At 69.7% G+C, this 16,040-nt stretch carries 17 protein-coding genes; 12 read left to right on the forward strand and 5 right to left on the reverse strand.

Annotation, left to right across the window (positions count from 1 at the left end):
• Nucleotides 1-49: 49 nt before the first annotated feature.
• Nucleotides 50-616 carry a LemA family protein gene (locus CSX12_RS05590; RefSeq protein WP_017203946.1) on the forward strand — a complete coding sequence of 189 codons (567 nt, stop codon included), beginning with the start codon at nucleotides 50-52 and terminating at the stop codon, nucleotides 614-616.
• 12 nt (nucleotides 617-628) lie between these two features.
• Here the strand turns inward: CSX12_RS05590 and CSX12_RS05595 are convergent, their stop codons facing one another.
• Both CSX12_RS05595 and CSX12_RS05600 read right to left on the reverse strand, forming a co-directional pair.
• Complete coding sequence (locus tag CSX12_RS05595) at nucleotides 629-1,534, reverse strand: hypothetical protein (protein WP_124895130.1); 906 nt, start codon at nucleotides 1,532-1,534, stop codon at nucleotides 629-631.
• Nucleotides 1,531-2,796, reverse strand: a complete 1,266-nt coding sequence (locus CSX12_RS05600) for a crosslink repair DNA glycosylase YcaQ family protein (RefSeq protein ID WP_124895131.1) — start codon at nucleotides 2,794-2,796, stop codon at nucleotides 1,531-1,533. The genes CSX12_RS05595 and CSX12_RS05600 overlap by 4 nt, the downstream gene beginning before the upstream one ends.
• An 87-nt stretch (nucleotides 2,797-2,883) precedes the next feature.
• On the opposite strand from CSX12_RS05600, the gene CSX12_RS05605 reads away from it, so the two are divergent.
• A complete protein-coding gene (locus CSX12_RS05605; protein WP_017203942.1) occupies nucleotides 2,884-4,080 on the forward strand; it encodes an AI-2E family transporter in 1,197 nt (398 codons plus the stop codon).
• On the forward strand, nucleotides 4,077-5,306 hold the full coding sequence (gene ilvA / locus CSX12_RS05610) for a threonine ammonia-lyase (RefSeq protein ID WP_017203941.1): 1,230 nt from the start codon (nucleotides 4,077-4,079) through the stop codon (nucleotides 5,304-5,306). The genes CSX12_RS05605 and ilvA overlap by 4 nt, the downstream gene beginning before the upstream one ends.
• A gap of 72 nt (nucleotides 5,307-5,378) precedes the next feature.
• Here the strand turns inward: ilvA and greA are convergent, their stop codons facing one another.
• Both greA and CSX12_RS05620 read right to left on the reverse strand, forming a co-directional pair.
• On the reverse strand, nucleotides 5,379-5,867 hold the full coding sequence (greA, locus tag CSX12_RS05615; protein WP_124895132.1) for a transcription elongation factor GreA: 489 nt from the start codon (nucleotides 5,865-5,867) through the stop codon (nucleotides 5,379-5,381).
• 96 nt (nucleotides 5,868-5,963) lie between these two features.
• Nucleotides 5,964-6,350, reverse strand: coding sequence for a DUF4307 domain-containing protein (locus CSX12_RS05620; RefSeq protein ID WP_124895133.1), 387 nt, complete (start codon nucleotides 6,348-6,350; stop codon nucleotides 5,964-5,966).
• 67 nt (nucleotides 6,351-6,417) lie between these two features.
• Between CSX12_RS05620 and CSX12_RS05625 the strand changes: the two genes are divergently transcribed.
• Nucleotides 6,418-6,723: a hypothetical protein gene (locus tag CSX12_RS05625; RefSeq protein WP_124895134.1), complete on the forward strand. Its 306-nt coding sequence runs from the start codon at nucleotides 6,418-6,420 to the stop codon at nucleotides 6,721-6,723.
• Between the two features lie 7 nt (nucleotides 6,724-6,730).
• Here CSX12_RS05625 and CSX12_RS05630 read toward each other — a convergent pair whose 3' ends face one another.
• Nucleotides 6,731-7,414, reverse strand: coding sequence for a hemolysin III family protein (locus CSX12_RS05630; protein WP_124896817.1), 684 nt, complete (start codon nucleotides 7,412-7,414; stop codon nucleotides 6,731-6,733).
• Nucleotides 7,415-7,559: 145 nt separating this feature from the next.
• On the opposite strand from CSX12_RS05630, the gene CSX12_RS05635 reads away from it, so the two are divergent.
• The 8 genes from CSX12_RS05635 (at nucleotide 7,560) to CSX12_RS05670 (ending at nucleotide 16,028) form a co-directional block, all read left to right on the forward strand.
• On the forward strand, nucleotides 7,560-8,339 hold the full coding sequence (locus CSX12_RS05635) for an isoprenyl transferase (RefSeq protein WP_026049939.1): 780 nt from the start codon (nucleotides 7,560-7,562) through the stop codon (nucleotides 8,337-8,339).
• A 40-nt stretch (nucleotides 8,340-8,379) separates the two neighbouring features.
• Nucleotides 8,380-9,510, forward strand: a complete 1,131-nt coding sequence (locus CSX12_RS05640; RefSeq protein ID WP_241160574.1) for an aminotransferase class V-fold PLP-dependent enzyme — start codon at nucleotides 8,380-8,382, stop codon at nucleotides 9,508-9,510.
• Between the two features lie 255 nt (nucleotides 9,511-9,765).
• Complete coding sequence (locus CSX12_RS05645) at nucleotides 9,766-11,052, forward strand: PhoH family protein (protein WP_225855833.1); 1,287 nt, start codon at nucleotides 9,766-9,768, stop codon at nucleotides 11,050-11,052.
• 134 nt (nucleotides 11,053-11,186) lie between these two features.
• Complete coding sequence (locus CSX12_RS05650; protein WP_124895137.1) at nucleotides 11,187-12,914, forward strand: dihydroxyacetone kinase family protein; 1,728 nt, start codon at nucleotides 11,187-11,189, stop codon at nucleotides 12,912-12,914.
• 4 nt (nucleotides 12,915-12,918) lie between these two features.
• On the forward strand, nucleotides 12,919-13,374 hold the full coding sequence (locus CSX12_RS05655; RefSeq protein WP_124895138.1) for a ribose-5-phosphate isomerase: 456 nt from the start codon (nucleotides 12,919-12,921) through the stop codon (nucleotides 13,372-13,374).
• 3 nt (nucleotides 13,375-13,377) lie between these two features.
• A complete protein-coding gene (locus CSX12_RS05660; protein WP_124895139.1) occupies nucleotides 13,378-14,133 on the forward strand; it encodes a triose-phosphate isomerase family protein in 756 nt (251 codons plus the stop codon).
• Nucleotides 14,130-14,852, forward strand: coding sequence for a GntR family transcriptional regulator (locus CSX12_RS05665; protein ID WP_124895140.1), 723 nt, complete (start codon nucleotides 14,130-14,132; stop codon nucleotides 14,850-14,852). Before CSX12_RS05660 ends, CSX12_RS05665 begins: the two co-directional genes overlap by 4 nt.
• Before the next feature lie 204 nt (nucleotides 14,853-15,056).
• Entirely contained in the window at nucleotides 15,057-16,028 is a 972-nt protein-coding gene (locus CSX12_RS05670) for a sugar phosphate isomerase/epimerase family protein (RefSeq protein WP_124895141.1), read from the forward strand.
• Nucleotides 16,029-16,040: the final 12 nt, after the last annotated feature.

Genomic DNA, 16,040 nt, shown 5'->3' on the forward strand with positions numbered 1-16,040 from the left:
CAGACTGCGCGTCTAGGATGAGAGAAACACGAGGAAGGGTGGGCCTCTGATGGAATGGCTCGTGCCGGTACTGATCGTTGTCGGAGTGATCCTGCTCGTCGGCATCTATCTGTGGGCCACGTACAACTCGCTGGTGCAGCTGAACGTCCGCGTCGATGAGGCGTGGAGCGGCATCACCGTGCAGCTGAAGCGACGAGCCGACCTCATCCCCAACCTCATCGAGACGGTGAAGGGATACGCCTCCCACGAGAAGGCTGTGTTCGAGAACGTCACCCGCGCCCGCGCCGAGACCCTGACCGCCTCGGGACCGGGCGAAGCGGGCATCGCGGAAGGACACCTGCAGCAGGCTCTGCGCAGTCTGTTCGCCGTCGCCGAGGCGTATCCGCAGTTGCAGGCCAGCACGAACTTCCTGCAGCTGCAGCAGGCCCTGGTCGACACCGAGGACAAGATCCAGGCGGCGCGCCGGTTCTACAACGGCGGCGTGCGCGAACTCAACACCAAGATCAAGGTGTTCCCGAACAACCTGTTCGCCAAGGGTCTCGGCTTCACCGAGCGCGAGTTCTTCGAGGTCGCCGACAGCAGCGCGATCTCCGAGCCGCCGCGCGTGCAGTTCTGACCGCACCGGCGCTCACCAGACCGAGAGCTCGATCCCGTCGGCGCTGAACGCGACGTCGCCGCGCACGCTCCAGGAATCCGTCCGGTACGTGGTCGTCCGCGGTGAGCCGTCCTGCCCGGTGCCGGTGATCGTCGCCACGAGGATCCCACCGTCGGCGACGAAGGCCGTCGGCGTCAGGGTCACCGTCGGTGACCGCTCGATGCGGTAGCGGATCTCGCTCACCTCGCGGAACTCCGTGCCCCACGGGATCCGGATCCCGCACCCCGCCGGCGCCGTGTCCGCGGGCTCCGTGCAGGTCGCGAGGTGCGCATCCAGCTGCTCCTGCGCGGCCGTCGTGGCCTCCGGGCGCAGTCGTGCGTCCACGGTCGCGGCGACGTTCTCGCCGGGCAGCACGCGCACCGTGCTCTCGCCGGCGAGCAGCCCGGTGGGCGCGGCGGCGACCGCGTAGGCGGCGGGCACGAGGGGGAAGGCGTCGCCGACGGCGGCGGACGCCGTCCCGACGGCGACGTGCGTGCCGATCGCCGAATCGGCAGCCACCGTGCCGAGCCCGGACTCGTCGACGACCCAGCGTCCATCGACGGACTCGAGCGTCAAGCGAGCCATGTGCTCCTCGCCCTCGAGGTGGAAGCCGATGTCGACCGATGCGGACGCGGGGGGCCCGCCATCGGCCCGGTGAGTGACCTCGGCGTCCTGGATCAGCGCGGTCGCGGCCGCGAAGGCCTCGAGGGCGGGTTCCGGCACGGCGGCCCCGGTCGCGGCCACCCTCTCCGGGTCGCCGGACTCCAGCGCGTGCAGGTAGGCGAGGGCCGCTTCCTCCGGAGTCGACGAGCGCGTCGAGGCCACCCAGAACCACACGCCGGCGATGAGCAGGGCGAGAGCGGCGGCGGCTCCCACGAGCCACCACCGTCGGGACGTCATGCCGTGACCTCGCGCGCATGCACATGGCGCCGCACCGCCGGTCCCGATGCCGATCCGGCCACCAGCGCATCATGCACCGCAGCGGTCGCATCGCCCCAGCCGGACACCGACACGTGCTCGAGGCCCTGCCAGGTGGCCGCGAGCGCCAGTTCCGCGGCGATCGCCTCCGCGTCGCCGGGTCGTGCCTGCGGCTCCCACCAGGCGGACTGCACCTGCAGCGTCGACGTCGGCCGGTCCGCCTTGAGATCGACCCGCGCGACGATGCGGTCTCCGACGAGAACGGGCAGCGAGTAGTAGCCGAAACGGCGCTTCTCCGCCGGGACGTAGATCTCGATGCGGTAGTCGAGGTCGAACGCGCGGAGCGCGCGATCCCGGAACCACACCACCGGATCGAAGGGCGTCAGCAGCGCGGCGGCGTCGACCCTGCGCGGCAGGACCGCGTCGTGGTGCCGCCAGGCGGGCAGAGGACGGCTCGCCCGCTCCCAGCCGCGCACCTGCACCGGCTCGAGCTCGCCGGTGTCGACGAGCTCTCCGATGGAGCGGACCACGGCCGCTCGGTCGCGGATCCGGTAGTAGTCGGCGAGATCCGACGACGTCGCGACGCCGCTCGAACGCGCAGCCCTTCGCGTCAGCTCCCGGATCGCGTCCTCCCGGGCGATCTCCTGCGAGCGGATGTCATGCGGAATGACGTGCTCCGCCAGAGCGTACGTGCGCTCGAATCCGCGCCGACCGCTGATCGCCACGTCGCCCGTGCGCCAGAGGTGTTCGAGCGCGAGCTTGACGTCGTCCCAATCCCACCACGTGCCGCGCTCGCGGGGAGCGTCGGCGCGGAGATCGACGGGGCGCAGCGGTCCACGGGTCCGCAGCTCGTCCTGGACCCACCGCATCGTACGCGCGTTGGTGCTCGCCCAGGAGTCCTCCGCGGCCCAGCGGCGACGGAAGTCCTCCATCCGGAAGCGCCAGAGCGGCCAGTCCGCGACCGGGATGAACGTCGCCTCGTGTGCGAGGTATTCGACGTAGTGCGTCGTGCGCGACAGGAAGACACGGTCCAGCAGCGCGGGCTCGTAGGCGCCGAGCCGGGAGAACAGGGGGAGGTAGTGCGAACGGGCGAAAACGTTCACGGAGTCGATCTGCAGCACGCCGAGACGATCCATGACGCGGTGCACATGCCGCGCCGAGACGGTCGTCGGACGCGCCCGGGTGAAGCCCTGTGCAGCCAGGGCGATGCGTCGTGCCTGGGCGGCGCTGAGGGTATCGGTCACGCCGCCAGCGTAGCTCCGGCCCCCGACATCCTGCGCGTGGGGAAAGGATGCGCGGAACGGCATACGGCTTGACCGTAGACTTGGGCGATGAACGAGGACCAGCGACCCCGGCTGCGCGACCTGTTCCGCCCGCGCCCGGTCTCCACCGACCGTACCGTGACGACCGAGGCCGATGAGGCGGTGCCCCTGCCTCTGCGCGTCACGGCGAGCTACGCCTGGCGATTGCTGATCATCGCGGCGGCGATCGGCGTCTTCATCTGGCTGGTCATGCTGCTGAAGCTGCTGGTCATCCCGCTCATGGTGGGCATCCTCATCACGGCCCTGCTCTGGCCTGCGTTCTCGTGGATGCTCCGACACGGCCTCCCGCGCTGGCTGGCGATCGCCATCTCGCTGATCGGCACCGCAGCCATCGTCACCGGTCTCATGTGGCTCGTCGTCTGGCAGGTGCGCGCCCAGCTCCCCGACGTGCAGCAGCGGACGACCGAGGCCTTCGACCAGTTCCAGGTCTGGTTGCACGAGGGACCGCTGAGCCTCTCCGACACCCAGATCGCGAACTACCTGCAGCAGGGCCTCGATTTCCTGAACGAGCAGGCGCAGGTGCTGTGGACCGGTGCTCTGGCGATCGGGACGACCGTCGGCCATGTCGCCACGGGTGCGCTGCTGTCGCTGTTCATCCTCATCTGCCTCCTCGCGGACGGCGCCGGCATCTGGCGCTGGACGCTGAAGGTCTTCCCGCGCAAGTCGCGTCCCGCCGTCGACGGTGCCGCCCGCAACGGCTGGACGACGATCGTGAACTACGCGCGGACGCAGCTGTTCGTTGCCACCATCGACGCGATCGGCATCGGACTCGGCGCCTTCCTGCTGCAGGTGCCGCTCGCCCTGCCGGTCGCCGTCCTGGTCTTCCTCGGCTCGTTCATCCCGATCGTGGGTGCGGTGGTCACGGGTGCCGTCGCGGTGTTCCTCGCCCTGGTCTACAACGGCCCGTGGATCGCGCTGTGGATGCTCGTGGTCGTCCTGGCCGTCCAGCAGATCGAGGGTCACATCCTGCAGCCGATCATGATGGGCTCGGCCGTGAAGGTGCATCCGCTCGCCGTCGTCCTCGTCGTCGCGGGCGGTGCGATGATCGCCGGCATCCCCGGCGCCCTCTTCGCCGTTCCGCTGGCCGCGTTCGTGAACGTCGCGGCGGTGACCATCAGCTCGGGCTCCTGGCGCACCGGCGTCGGTCCGAGTGGCGACCTGATCTGGAGCACAGTACCGCGTGAGCGGAGACGGAGGAATCGATGAGCGCAGTCCCCAGCCTGGCTGAGTTCGAAAGCGCAGCTCAGAGTCTGGCTGAGGTGATCTCGCACACGCCGACGCTGCCGTCGCGGGCCCTCTCCGACACCCTCGGTGCTCCGGTGCTGTTGAAGATGGAGAATCTCCAGCGCACCGGGTCGTTCAAGATCCGCGGTGCGGCCTACCGGCTGTCGCGGCTGAGCGCCGAGGAGCGCTCGCGCGGAGTGGTCGCGGCCTCTGCGGGCAACCATGCGCAGGGTGTCGCTCTCGCCGCCCAGGCCCTCGGCATCCCCGCCACGATCTTCATGCCCCTGGGCGTTCCCGTGCCGAAGCTGCTCGCCACGCGGGGCTACGGCGCGGAGGTCGTGCTGGAAGGGGAGACGGTCGCCACCTCGCTGCGCCTCGCCGCGGAGTTCTCGGAGCGCACCGGCGCCGTTCTCATCCACCCGTTCGACCACCGCGACATCGTGATCGGACAGGGAACGCTCGGACTCGAGCTGCTCGACGACGCGCCGGAGGTCGACACGGTCGTGCTCGGCATCGGCGGAGGCGGACTCATCGCTGGCGTCGCCGCCGCGGTGAAGGCCCGTGCGGCGGAACTCGGGCGCACGGTCCGCATCATCGGCGTGCAGGCGGAGAACGCCGCAGCCATGCCGCCGTCCCTCGCCGCGGGCGAGCCGGTCGACATCGTGACGCGGCCGACGATCGCCGACGGCATCCTGGTCGCGCGTCCTGGCGCCCTCCCGTTCGCGATCATCAAGGACCTCGTCGACGAGGTCGTCACGGTGTCGGACGATGACCTCGCCCGCGCCATCCTCGTGCTCCTGGAGCAGGCAAAGGTGGTCGTGGAACCGGCCGGAGCCGCGGGCGTCGCGGCGATCCTGGCCGGCAAGGTCTCCGGGACCGGGACGACGATGGCCGTGCTCTCCGGCGGCAACATCGACCCGCTCCTGCTGCAGCGCGTGGTCTCGCACGGGCTGGCGGCATCCGGCCGCTACCTGACGGTCCGCATCCCGTTGCCCGACCGCCCGGGCCAGCTGGCCCGCGTGTCGGAGCTGATCGCGGAGGCCGGCGCGAATGTGATCGAGGCGATGCACACCCGGCACGGCCACGGTCTGCAGATCAGCGAGGTGATCCTCGAGCTCAGCGTCGAGACCCGCGGTCCGGAGCATTCGGAGCTCACTCTCGACACCCTCCGCCGCGCCGGGTTCGAGCCGATGCTCGTCCCGGACTGACCGGACGCCTGTCCACACGACAGCGCCCCGACCTCCACCGGGAGGTCGGGGCGCTCGGCGTCGGGGGAGCGGTCAGCCCGTGTAGGTCTCGACCTTGACGATCTCGACGCTGATCGAGCGTCCGTTCGGCGCCTCGTAGGAGGACTTCTCGCCGACCTTGAGGCCGAGGATGGCCTGCCCGAGGGGGCTGGCCTCGCTGTAGACGTCGAGGTCGCTGCCGGCGGCGATCTCGCGGCTGCCGAGGAGGAACACCTCTTCGCCACCGGCGACGACGGCCGTGACGACGGTTCCGGGCTCGACGATGCCGCGGCTCGCGGGGGCCTCGCCGACCTTAGCGGTCTTCAGCAGCCCTTCCAGCGTGCGGATGCGGGCCTCCTGCTTGCCCTGCTCGTCCTTGGCGGCGTGGTAGCCGCCGTTCTCCTTGAGGTCGCCTTCTTCGCGGGCCGCCTCGATGCGCTTGGCGATCTCATCGCGACCGACGGTGGACAGGTGCTCCAGCTCGGCGACGAGTCGGTCATACGCTTCCTGAGTGAGGAAGGGTACCTGAGCATCGGTGGACATGACGAAGCTCCTTCTTTCGGGATCCTCCGGAATGCTGCGGGGGATATGCCAAGACGCCCCGGCACGGTGCCGGGGCGTCGTCTGTCTGGCTCGAGTCTAAGCGACCCAGCAGGTGTTCACCAAACCTGTCGTCGCCTCCGCGACCGTGGGCACAGTGACCGATCGAGCCTGGGAATGGCTGTCTCCTGCGGGGATCTCGACGATCTTCCACCCGACGACGCCGAACTCCTCGTCCAGGGCCTCCACGGCGCAGACGACGTCCTTGCCCTGCACGCCGGTGACCTGGAAGCTCACGTTCACCGAGTGCTCGTCGACCAGTTCGAAACCCAGATCGTCGGCGTCGACCGAGCCCATGGACTGGGCGACGGTCATCCAGCTGAACGCGCCGACCAGCAGCAGGGCGACGGCACCCGCGATGATCCACGGCAGTCGGCGGGGCCCGGTACGGCCGTAGCGTGCGTCGAGGTCTCGGGCGGTCGTCACAGGGGGCTCTTCCGGTCGTTAGGCTGGTGCTACCAGGTTATGCGACCTGCGTACGAAAGGCCGATTCATGCTCTCTCTGTCCGAGACCCCGATGCCGACGCCCAGCATGACAGTCGATCCGGTCTCCGTCACCCCGGGGTTCATCGGCTTCGCGGCGATCGTGATCGTCGTGCTCGCGGTGATCCTGCTGATCTGGGACATGAACCGTCGCATCCGGCGGGTGCGCTACCGCGAAGAGGTCCGCGAGGAGCTCGACGCGGAAGAGGCCGCGCTCGCCGCGGAACGGGAGGCGTCGGGACAGGAGCCTCCTTCGGCACGGCGCACGGACGCGTCGAGCGACACGGATCAGGACCCCGAGCCGCCCACGCGCTGAGCGTCGATCAGGGGGCGCCCAGCGAGGGCGACAGCGGTGCCAGGGCGATGAGCAGGCACGCGGTCCAGTGGCACAGGAACGCCAGCACCGTGCAGACATGGAAGATCTCGTGGAAGCCGAAGTGGCCGGGCCACGGGTTGGGCTTCTTCAGCGCGTAGACGATCGCGCCGCCCGTGTAGAGCAGTCCGCCCACGATCACCAGGACCATCATCGCGACGTTCGCATGCAGGAGGTCGACGAGATACATCACCGCGGCCCAGCCCAGGAGCAGATACAGGGCGACGTACAGCCAGCGCGGTGCATTTATCCAGAAGACGCGGAACAGGATGCCGAGCAGGGCCCCGCTCCACACCAGCGACAGCAGCAGCACGCCCTTCTCGGGTGGCAGCGCGAGGGTCGCGAGCGGCGTGTAGGTCCCGGCGATGAGCAGCAGGATGTTCGCGTGGTCGATGCGCTTCAGGACGACCTTGACCCGTGGGCTCCAGTCGAAGCGGTGGTAGAGCGCGGAGTTGCCGAAGAGGAGGAGCGACGTGGCCATGAACACGGCGGCGGCCCATTTGGCCGGCGCCCCCTGCGACACCACGATGAGAACGATGCCGGCGACGAGGGCGACGGGGAAGGTCGCGGCATGGATCCAGCCGCGCCAGGTCGGTCGGATCTCGACGGCCGCATCGACGTCCGCGGCTTCCATGAGGGGCAGTTTGGGGACGTCGGGGCCGGGCTGCTCGGGAGTGCTCACGTGCTCACTCTAAGCCGCTCACCGAGGCGCGAAGGGCAGATTTCCCCAGGATCCGCACACGATGTCTCTGCGGTCGGCACGGTAGCGTAGACAGGTGATTCCACGCGAGAGCCCGGTGCGGGGGCCGCTCTATCGGCTCTACACGAGTCGGCTGCGCCGCCACCTCGATCCGGCATCCGTCCCCCACCACGTGGCGATGATGATCGACGGCAATCGTCGATGGGCGCGGCAGCTCGGGTTCGACTCGGCGGCGGAGGGGCACAGGGCCGGCGCGGCCAAGATGCGGGAGTTCCTCGGCTGGTGCGACGAGCTCGGCGTGCGCGTCGTCTCGCTGTACCTGCTGTCGAGCGACAACCTGCGCAAGCGGGACTCGGCGGAGCTCGCCGACCTCATCGAGATCATCGCCGAGCTCGCCGAGGCCCTGTCGCAGGAGGAGAACTGGCGGGTCAAGCACGTCGGGCGTTCGGACATCCTCCCTCCCGAGCTCGCGCGCGTGCTGGCCGCCGCCGAGGAGCGCACGAAGGATCACACCGGACTGCACGTGAACCTCGCCGTCGGCTACGGCGGACGCAACGAGATCGTCGACGCCGTGCGCAGCATCATCACGAAGCACGAGGCCTCGGGCGGGACCATGGAGGACCTCGCCGCGCATCTCACCCCCGAGATGATCGGCGAGCACCTGTACACGGGAGGCCAGCCGGACCCCGACCTGGTGATCCGGACGAGCGGCGAGCAGCGACTCAGCGATTTCCTGCTCTGGCAGAGCGCCCACAGCGAGTTCTACTTCGTGGAGGCGCTCGGCCCCGACCTCCGTCAGGTCGACTTCCTCCGGGCGATCCGCGACTATGCGGACCGCGATCGACGCTTCGGCCGCTGACCGGGGAACGGCGCCGGTCGACGCGTGCAACAATGACGCAGTGAGCACCTTCCAGGACTACGTCGACACCTTCGACAACGAGTCCGGCTACCTGAACTGGGCGGCGTTCGGACCGCTGTCGCCCTCGGTCCGCGAAGAGGTCTTCGCCGATGCGGATCTGCTCGGCAGCGGCAGGCCCTCCTCGCTGTCGCTCGTCGCGGAACGCATCGGACAGGCCCAGGAGATCGTCGCCGAGCTGCTCGGCGGCGAGGCCGACGACGTGACGCTGCAGCCGTCGTCCACCCACGGGCTCATGCACGCCCTGTACGGGCTCAGCGGCGCGGTCATCGCGAGCACCGCGGAGTTCCCCAGCGTCAGCCTGACCGTCGAGCGTGCCGCCGCCGCGTCGGATCACCGGGTGACCCCGCGCTGGATCACACCGCACGACGGCCGCGTGACGCCCGATGCGCTGACCGAGGAGCTGGACGACGACGTCGTCGCGCTGGCCGTGAGCCATGTCGACTTCCGCACCGGCTACCGCGCCGACCTGGCGGCGCTCCGGGAGGCGATCGGCCCTGATCGCCTCCTCATCGTCGATGCGGTCCAGTCGTTCGGGATCGTCGACGTCGACTTCTCCGTCGCCGACGTGGTGGTCGGCCACGGCTACAAATGGCTCCGCGCCGGGCGAGGCAGCGCCTTCGCCTGGTTCGCTCCGCGGGCGAGGGAGCGCATCGCGCCGGTGCTGTCCGGCATCACCGGGACGACGGCGACGGGTCTGTTCGTCGATGAGCTCCCCGCGCCGGCGGCATCCGCACGCGCCTACACCGTGAGCCAGCCGGACACCCTCGCCGCCGGTCGGCTCGCGATCGGCGTGCGGGACGTCCGCGACGGCGGCGTCGCCGCGATCGAGGAGCGGCTCTCCGAGCACGTCGACACCGTGATCGAGATCGCCGACCGTCACGGCATCGAGGTGACGTCTCCCCGGGACCGCGCGCAGCGGGCCGGCATCGTCGCCCTCGCCCCTCAGGAGCCGGGGCGTCTCGCGGCCGCCCTGGCCAACGCCGGTCTGGTGGTGACCGCACGCGGCTCGTCGGTGCGGGTGGCTCCGCACGCGGGGACGGATGCGGAGACCCTGCTGCTGCTCGACGAGACGCTGCAGGCGTTCGGCAATGAGACGTTCATCAGCGCGTAACGAATCGCTGGCGTGTCGAATGCGGGTTAATCCCTCACGCGGTCGTACGTTCTAGGCATCGGGCAAGGCGCCCGTTCGAGTCGGCCTCAGGTTGACGGCTCGTGACCCCCTGGTCGACTCGTTCGAATAGCCGGGATTCCCCCGGGTCGGGAGTGGGTCGTGACCACACGTACAGCGCAGCAGGCCACCAGCACCGCGCAGCAGTCCACCCGTAAGACCACGCGTCGAGACGCGACCGCCGATCCGGATCAGGATCTGCGCACGTACGTCCTCGACACCTCGGTCCTGCTGAGTGACCCGCAGGCGTTCTTCCGATTCGCCGAGCACTCGGTCGTGCTGCCGGTCGTCGTGATCACGGAACTCGAGGGCAAGCGCCACGACCCGGAGATCGGCTACTTCGCGCGCCAGGCGCTGCGTCACCTGGACGACCTGCGCATCGAGCACGGACGCCTGGACTTCCCGGTCGAGGTCGGAGAGGGCGGCACCCTCCGGGTGGAGCTCGCGAACACCGACTCCTCGGTGCTCCCCGCCGGCATCCGGCTGAGCGACAACGACACCCGTATCCTCTCCGTCGCGATGCATCTCGCGCAGGACGGGCAGGACGTCACGATCGTGTCGAAGGATCTGCCGATGCGCGTCAAGGCCGCCTCTCTCGGCCTGCGTGCGGAGGAGTATCTCGCCGAGCAGGCCGTCGATTCCGGTTGGACGGGGATCTCGACGCTCGACCTCTCCGGAGATGACATCAGCGACCTGTACGAGAGCGAGGTCGGGATCAGCGAGGATGCGCGAGGGCTTCCGGTCAACACGGGCCTCATCATCCACTCCGAGCGCGGATCGGCGCTCGGCCGGGTGACCGGCGACGGCGAGTACCGGCTGGTGCGCGGCGATCGGGACATCTTCGGCATGCACGGTCGCTCCGCGGAGCAGCGCATCGCGATCGATCTGCTCCTGGATCAGGAGGTCGGCATCGTCTCCCTCGGCGGTCGCGCCGGAACCGGGAAGTCTGCTCTCGCCCTCTGCGCCGGGCTCGAGGCGGTCCTGGAGAGACAGCAGCAGAAGAAGATCATCGTGTTCCGACCGTTGTTCGCCGTCGGCGGGCAGGAGCTCGGATACCTGCCCGGCGATCAGGGCGAGAAGATGGGTCCGTGGGGGCAGGCGGTGTTCGACACCCTCGGCTCGGTGGTCTCCGGCAACGTGATGGAGGAGGTCGTCGAACGCGGCATCCTCGAGGTGCTCCCGCTCACCCACATCCGTGGGCGCTCGCTGCACGACGCGTTCGTCATCGTCGATGAGGCGCAGTCCCTCGAGCGGAACGTGCTCCTGACGGTGCTCAGCCGCATGGGTCAGAACTCGCGGGTGATCCTCACGCACGACGTCGGCCAGCGGGACAACCTCCGCGTCGGACGCCACGACGGCATCGCCAGCGTGATCGAGACCCTGAAGGGCCACGACCTGTTCGGACACGTGACCCTGATGCGGTCGGAGCGCTCCGCGATCGCCGCGCTCGTCACCGAGCTCCTGGAGGGCGGAGAGCTCAGCTGACGACGCGGGGGAGGAGAACGGCGGATGCTGCGGCATCCGCCGTTCTCTGTTTGTTCGACACTCGTCATTCAATTTCCTATAGGATATTGGCCACGGAGTCCGGAGGGCTCCGCGCAGACCCGAGGAGGAACGCGATGACGCGTCTGTTCAACGATCCGCTCCAGTTCGCCGACGAGATGACCGCGGGCTTCGCGGCTGCGGCGTCCCGGTGGGTGCAGTCGGCGCCGGGCGGCGTGGTGCGCGCCACCGAGGCCGATGAACCCACCGTGGCCGTCGTCGTCGGCGGGGGTTCGGGGCATTACCCGGCGTTCGGCGGGCTGGTCGGCACCGGACTCGCGCACGGAGCCGCGATGGGCAATCTCTTCGCCTCGCCGTCAGCGAATCAGGTGTACCAGATCGTCGGCGCCGTCGAGCGAGGTCGCGGCGTGCTGCTGAGCTACGGCAACTACGCCGGGGACGTGCTCCACTTCGATCAGGCGCAGGAGCGCTTGCGCGCGGAGGGGATCGACGTGCGCACCGTGGTCGTGACGGACGACATCTGGAGCGCGCCGAAGCACGAGGCCCACAAGCGGCGCGGCATCGCCGGAGACCTCGCGGTGTTCAAGGTCGCCGGGGCTGCGGCGGAGGCGGGCTACGACCTGGACGACGTCGAACGCGTCGCCCGTCACGCGAACGCACGCACCCGCTCCTTCGGCGTGGCCTTCACCGGGTGCACGCTGCCCGGCGCCGCAGAGCCGCTGTTCACCGTGCCGGAGGGGCGGATGGCCGTCGGGCTGGGCATCCACGGCGAACCCGGTATCGACGAGGTGGATGTGCCCACGGCCGACGGGCTCGCCGACCTGCTCGTCGACGCCCTGCTGGAGGAGCGCCCCGACGGGGCGGAATTCGCCGGCGCGCGCGTCGTGCCGCTGCTCAACGGCCTCGGCTCCGTCAAGTACGAGGAGCTCTTCGTCGTCTATCGGCGCGTGCACGAGGCCCTGGCATCGCGAGGGATCACCGTCGTGGAACCCGAGGTGGGCGAACTGTGCACCAGCTTCGACATGGCGGGTCTCTCGCTCACACTGCTCTGGCTCGATGAAGAACTCGAACAGCTGTGGGCTGCTCCCGCCGACGCGCCCGGGTACCGCAAGGGCACCGTCGAGGCGCGCCGGCGCGCCCCGTCCGTCACCGCCGAGGCGCCGGATGCGGACGTGCCGGCGGCGACCGCCGCATCCCGCGAGACGGCGCGGTTCCTCGCCACGGCCCTCGAAGCGGTCGCCGACGCCGTCGCCTCCGCCGCCGATGAGCTCGGCCGGATCGATCAGATCGCCGGAGACGGCGACCACGGGATCGGCATGGAGCGCGGCACCCGCGCCGCCGCCGACGCCGCTCGAGCGGCCGTCGACGCAGCTGCCGGGGCGCGGACCACCCTGCAGCGGGCAGGGGATGCCTGGAGCGACCGAGCAGGCGGCACCAGCGGCGCCATCTGGGGCGAGATGCTCCGTGCGCTCGGCCGGCAGCTCGGTGACGACGAGCGCGCCGACGGGGAGAGGGTCGCCGCGGGGATCGTCGCCGCGAGAGAAGCCGTCATGGCGTTCGGCAAGGCGCAGGTCGGGGACAAGACCATGGTCGACGCGATCGTGCCGTTCAGCGACCGCCTCGCGCACCTGGTGACCGACGGACGGCCGCTGCTCGACGCCTGGGGAGATGCCGCCGATGCGGCCCAGGCGGCCGCGGACGCGACCGCTTCTCTCACGGCCACTCTCGGCCGTGCGCGTGCGCACGGCGACAGGTCCCTCGGCACCCCTGATCCCGGGGCCGTGTCGTTCGCGCTCGTGTGCCGCACGGTGCACGGCGTCCTCGCTGCACAGAAGGAGAACTGATCGCATGGCATGGCGTCTGATCGTCGGAAGCGACAAGGCAGGATACGACTACAAGGAGATCATCAAGCGAGACCTCGAGGCGCATCCGCTCGTCGCGTCCGTGATAGATGTCGGCGTGGACGATGCCGCGGGGTCGACGTCCTACCCGAAGGTCGCCATCGAGGCGGCCGAACGGGTGGCGCGCGGGGAGGCCGACCGGGCGATCCTCCTCTGCGGCACGGGGCTCGGCGTCGCGATCGCCGCGAACAAGGTCCCCGGCATCCGTGCGGTCACGGCTCACGACTCGTTCTCCGTCGAGCGCTCGGTGCTCTCCAACGACGCGCACATCCTCTGCATGGGCCAGCGTGTGGTCGGCATCGAGCTGGCGCGCAGGCTCGCGGGGGAGTGGCTCGGCTACACCTTCGATCCGTCCAGTCATTCTCAGGCGAACGTCGCCGACATCTGCGCATACGAGGGCTGACGCGTGCTGATCGGCTCGAGCTTGAAGATGTACTTCGGGCGGGCACGCACGGTGGAGTGGACCCGGGCCGTCGCGGACATCTGCGCAGCCCATCCGGCTGTGCGCGAAGGCCTGGTCGAGCCGTTCGTCATCCCGAGCTTCGCGTCCATCGCGGAGGTGATGCCCATCGCGCGTGCTGCCGGCATGCTCGTCGGCGCACAGGACGTGCACTGGGCGGAGCCAGGGCCATACACCGGCGAGGTCTCCGCGGCGGAACTCGCCGAGCACGGCGTCAGCCTGGTGGAGATCGGGCACGCGGAACGGCGCGCGCACTTCGGCGAGACGGACGACACCGTCGCACGCAAGACCGCGGCCGTCGTGCGGCACGGACTGACGCCGCTCCTCTGCATCGGCGAGACGGTCGAGTCGGATCCGACACGGGCTGCCGAGGTGTGCACATCGCAGCTCGAGTCGTCGCTCGCTCGCGTCGACGGCTCCCTGGCGAACCGACTGGTCGTCGCCTACGAACCCGTGTGGGCCATCGGCAGGTCGGATCCGGCCGACGATGAGCACATCCGCCTGGTCACCCGTGCCATCAAGACTGCGCTCGTCGCGACCCCCTTCTCCGCTCAGGTCATCTACGGTGGGAGTGCGAGACCAGGTCTGCTGCCTCGCATCGGCGATGCGGTCGACGGTGTGTTCCTGGGTCGCTTCGCCCATGATCCGCTCGCTTTCGGCGGAATTCTTGATGAGGCGCTCGACATGGAGGAGATGCGATGACGGCACCGGTCCCGCGGCGGGTCACCGAGATGGAGCGGCGCAACCTGCGCGACCGTGTGTACGACCTGATCCTCGAGATGCTGCTCGACGGCGACGTGGAGCCGGGCGCGCGTCTGTCCATCGACACGCTCGCCCGCCAACTCGATGTCTCGCCCACCCCGGTGCGGGAGGCGATGGTGCAGCTCGAGCGCACCGAGCTCGTCACCCGTGAGGCCCTGCGGGGATATCGTGTCGCGCCGCCGCTCGGACCGGACCAGCTGGATGAGCTCTTCGCGGCACGCCTCATGCTCGAGGTCGAAGCCGCCAGGCTGGCGACCCCGCACGCCGCTGACCTGCTCGCGGACCTGCGCGCGGCGCATGATCGTCACCAGGACTGGGCGCAGCGCATCGCCGCCTCGATGCGCTCGGGGACCGCGAGCGTGCGGGACATGCAGGAGTACTTCGCAGCGGACGCCGACTTCCATGAGGTGATCCTGCGGGCGGCGGGGAACCGCTACATCATGAGCATGCATGCCGACCTCGGTGCCTTGACGCACCGTATGCGCCAGGCCGTCCTCCGGGGGGCGAACGACGTGGAAGAGGCGCATGCCGAGCATGCGGCGATCATCGACGCGTTCGATTCCGAAGACCCGGAAGCGCCGGCCGCCGCGATGCGGGCGCACATCGAGGGCGTGCGTGATCGATCCTGGCGCGAAGCCGACGGCGACCCCCTGCGCTGACCTGAAGAGCGCCGTCCGAACGCCGGCTGATCGTCTGGAAGCCTCGTTGCGAGCTCGACTGGGAGGCCACGGTTCGGCGCGCCCGTCGGGAGAGGATCGCGCGGAGAGCAACCGATATTCGTTGTGCGGCGATTGAATATTTCCTATAGGATTTACGAAGGCAGGCTCCGATGTCGATCGGAGCCCCGGACACGATGGAGTGAGATGCCTGCGTTCCCCGCAGCCGAATGGCCGATCGCCGCATGCTTGCACGGCGTACCCACCGTGCTCGCCGATGGCCGCACCCTGCACGACGCCGGGCCGGAGGCGTGGGAGGCGGCGTTCGCCCAGGTCGCCGCGGTCGACTTCTCGATGGCAGAGCTCGCCGACAGTCACATCCGTCCCGCCGACCTGAGCAGCGCGCACCGCGCCGAGCTCGTCGCGGTCGCCGCCGCGCGCGGCATCGCGATCCCCTCGGTGCATGTGCAGCGGCAGAGTGTGATCGAACCGGGGCGTGGCGAGCAGAACCTCGCGTACGCCCACCGCACGATCGATGCCGCGGCGGAGATGGGGATGAGCGTCTTCTCCACCGGACTGCACCGACCTCTCAGCGACGCGCAGCGCCGCGCGCTGTGGTTCTGGTCGGTCGAGGGCCCGCGCGACCCCGCCGACGACCCGGCGACGTGGGCGCTCGCCGTGACGCGGCTTCGCGAGCTCGGCAGGCACGCCGGCGAAGTGGGCCTCCGGGTCTCGCTCGAGATGTACGAGGACACCTATCTCGGGACAGCCGACTCCGCCGTCCGGCTGGTCGAGGAGATCGGGCTCGACAACGTCGGACTCAACCCGGACATCGGCAACCTCGTGCGCCTCCACCGGCCCATCGAAGACTGGCGCGAGGCGTACGCCAAGACGCTTCCCTACGCGAACTACTGGCATGTGAAGAACTACACGCGCGATGAGACGTTCGACCGCTCACGCGCCACCAGCGCTCCGTCGACGATGGCATCGGGCCTGATCGACTACCGCCACGTGATCCAGCAGGCGGTGGCCGTCGGCTTCGACGGCGTCATCCTGTGCGAGCACTACGGAGGAGACAGCCTGGGGATGTGCGCCGCGAACCAGCGATACATCCGCGACGTGCTCGCCGCCGGCGAGCGTGCCGCCGCCCCCGCATCCGCCGTACTGCCCGTGCCCTGACCCTCCCGAACG

The organism is Microbacterium sp. Y-01 (assembly GCF_003856715.1).
In the GTDB taxonomy this organism is placed as follows: Bacteria; Actinomycetota; Actinomycetes; order Actinomycetales; family Microbacteriaceae; genus Microbacterium; species Microbacterium algeriense.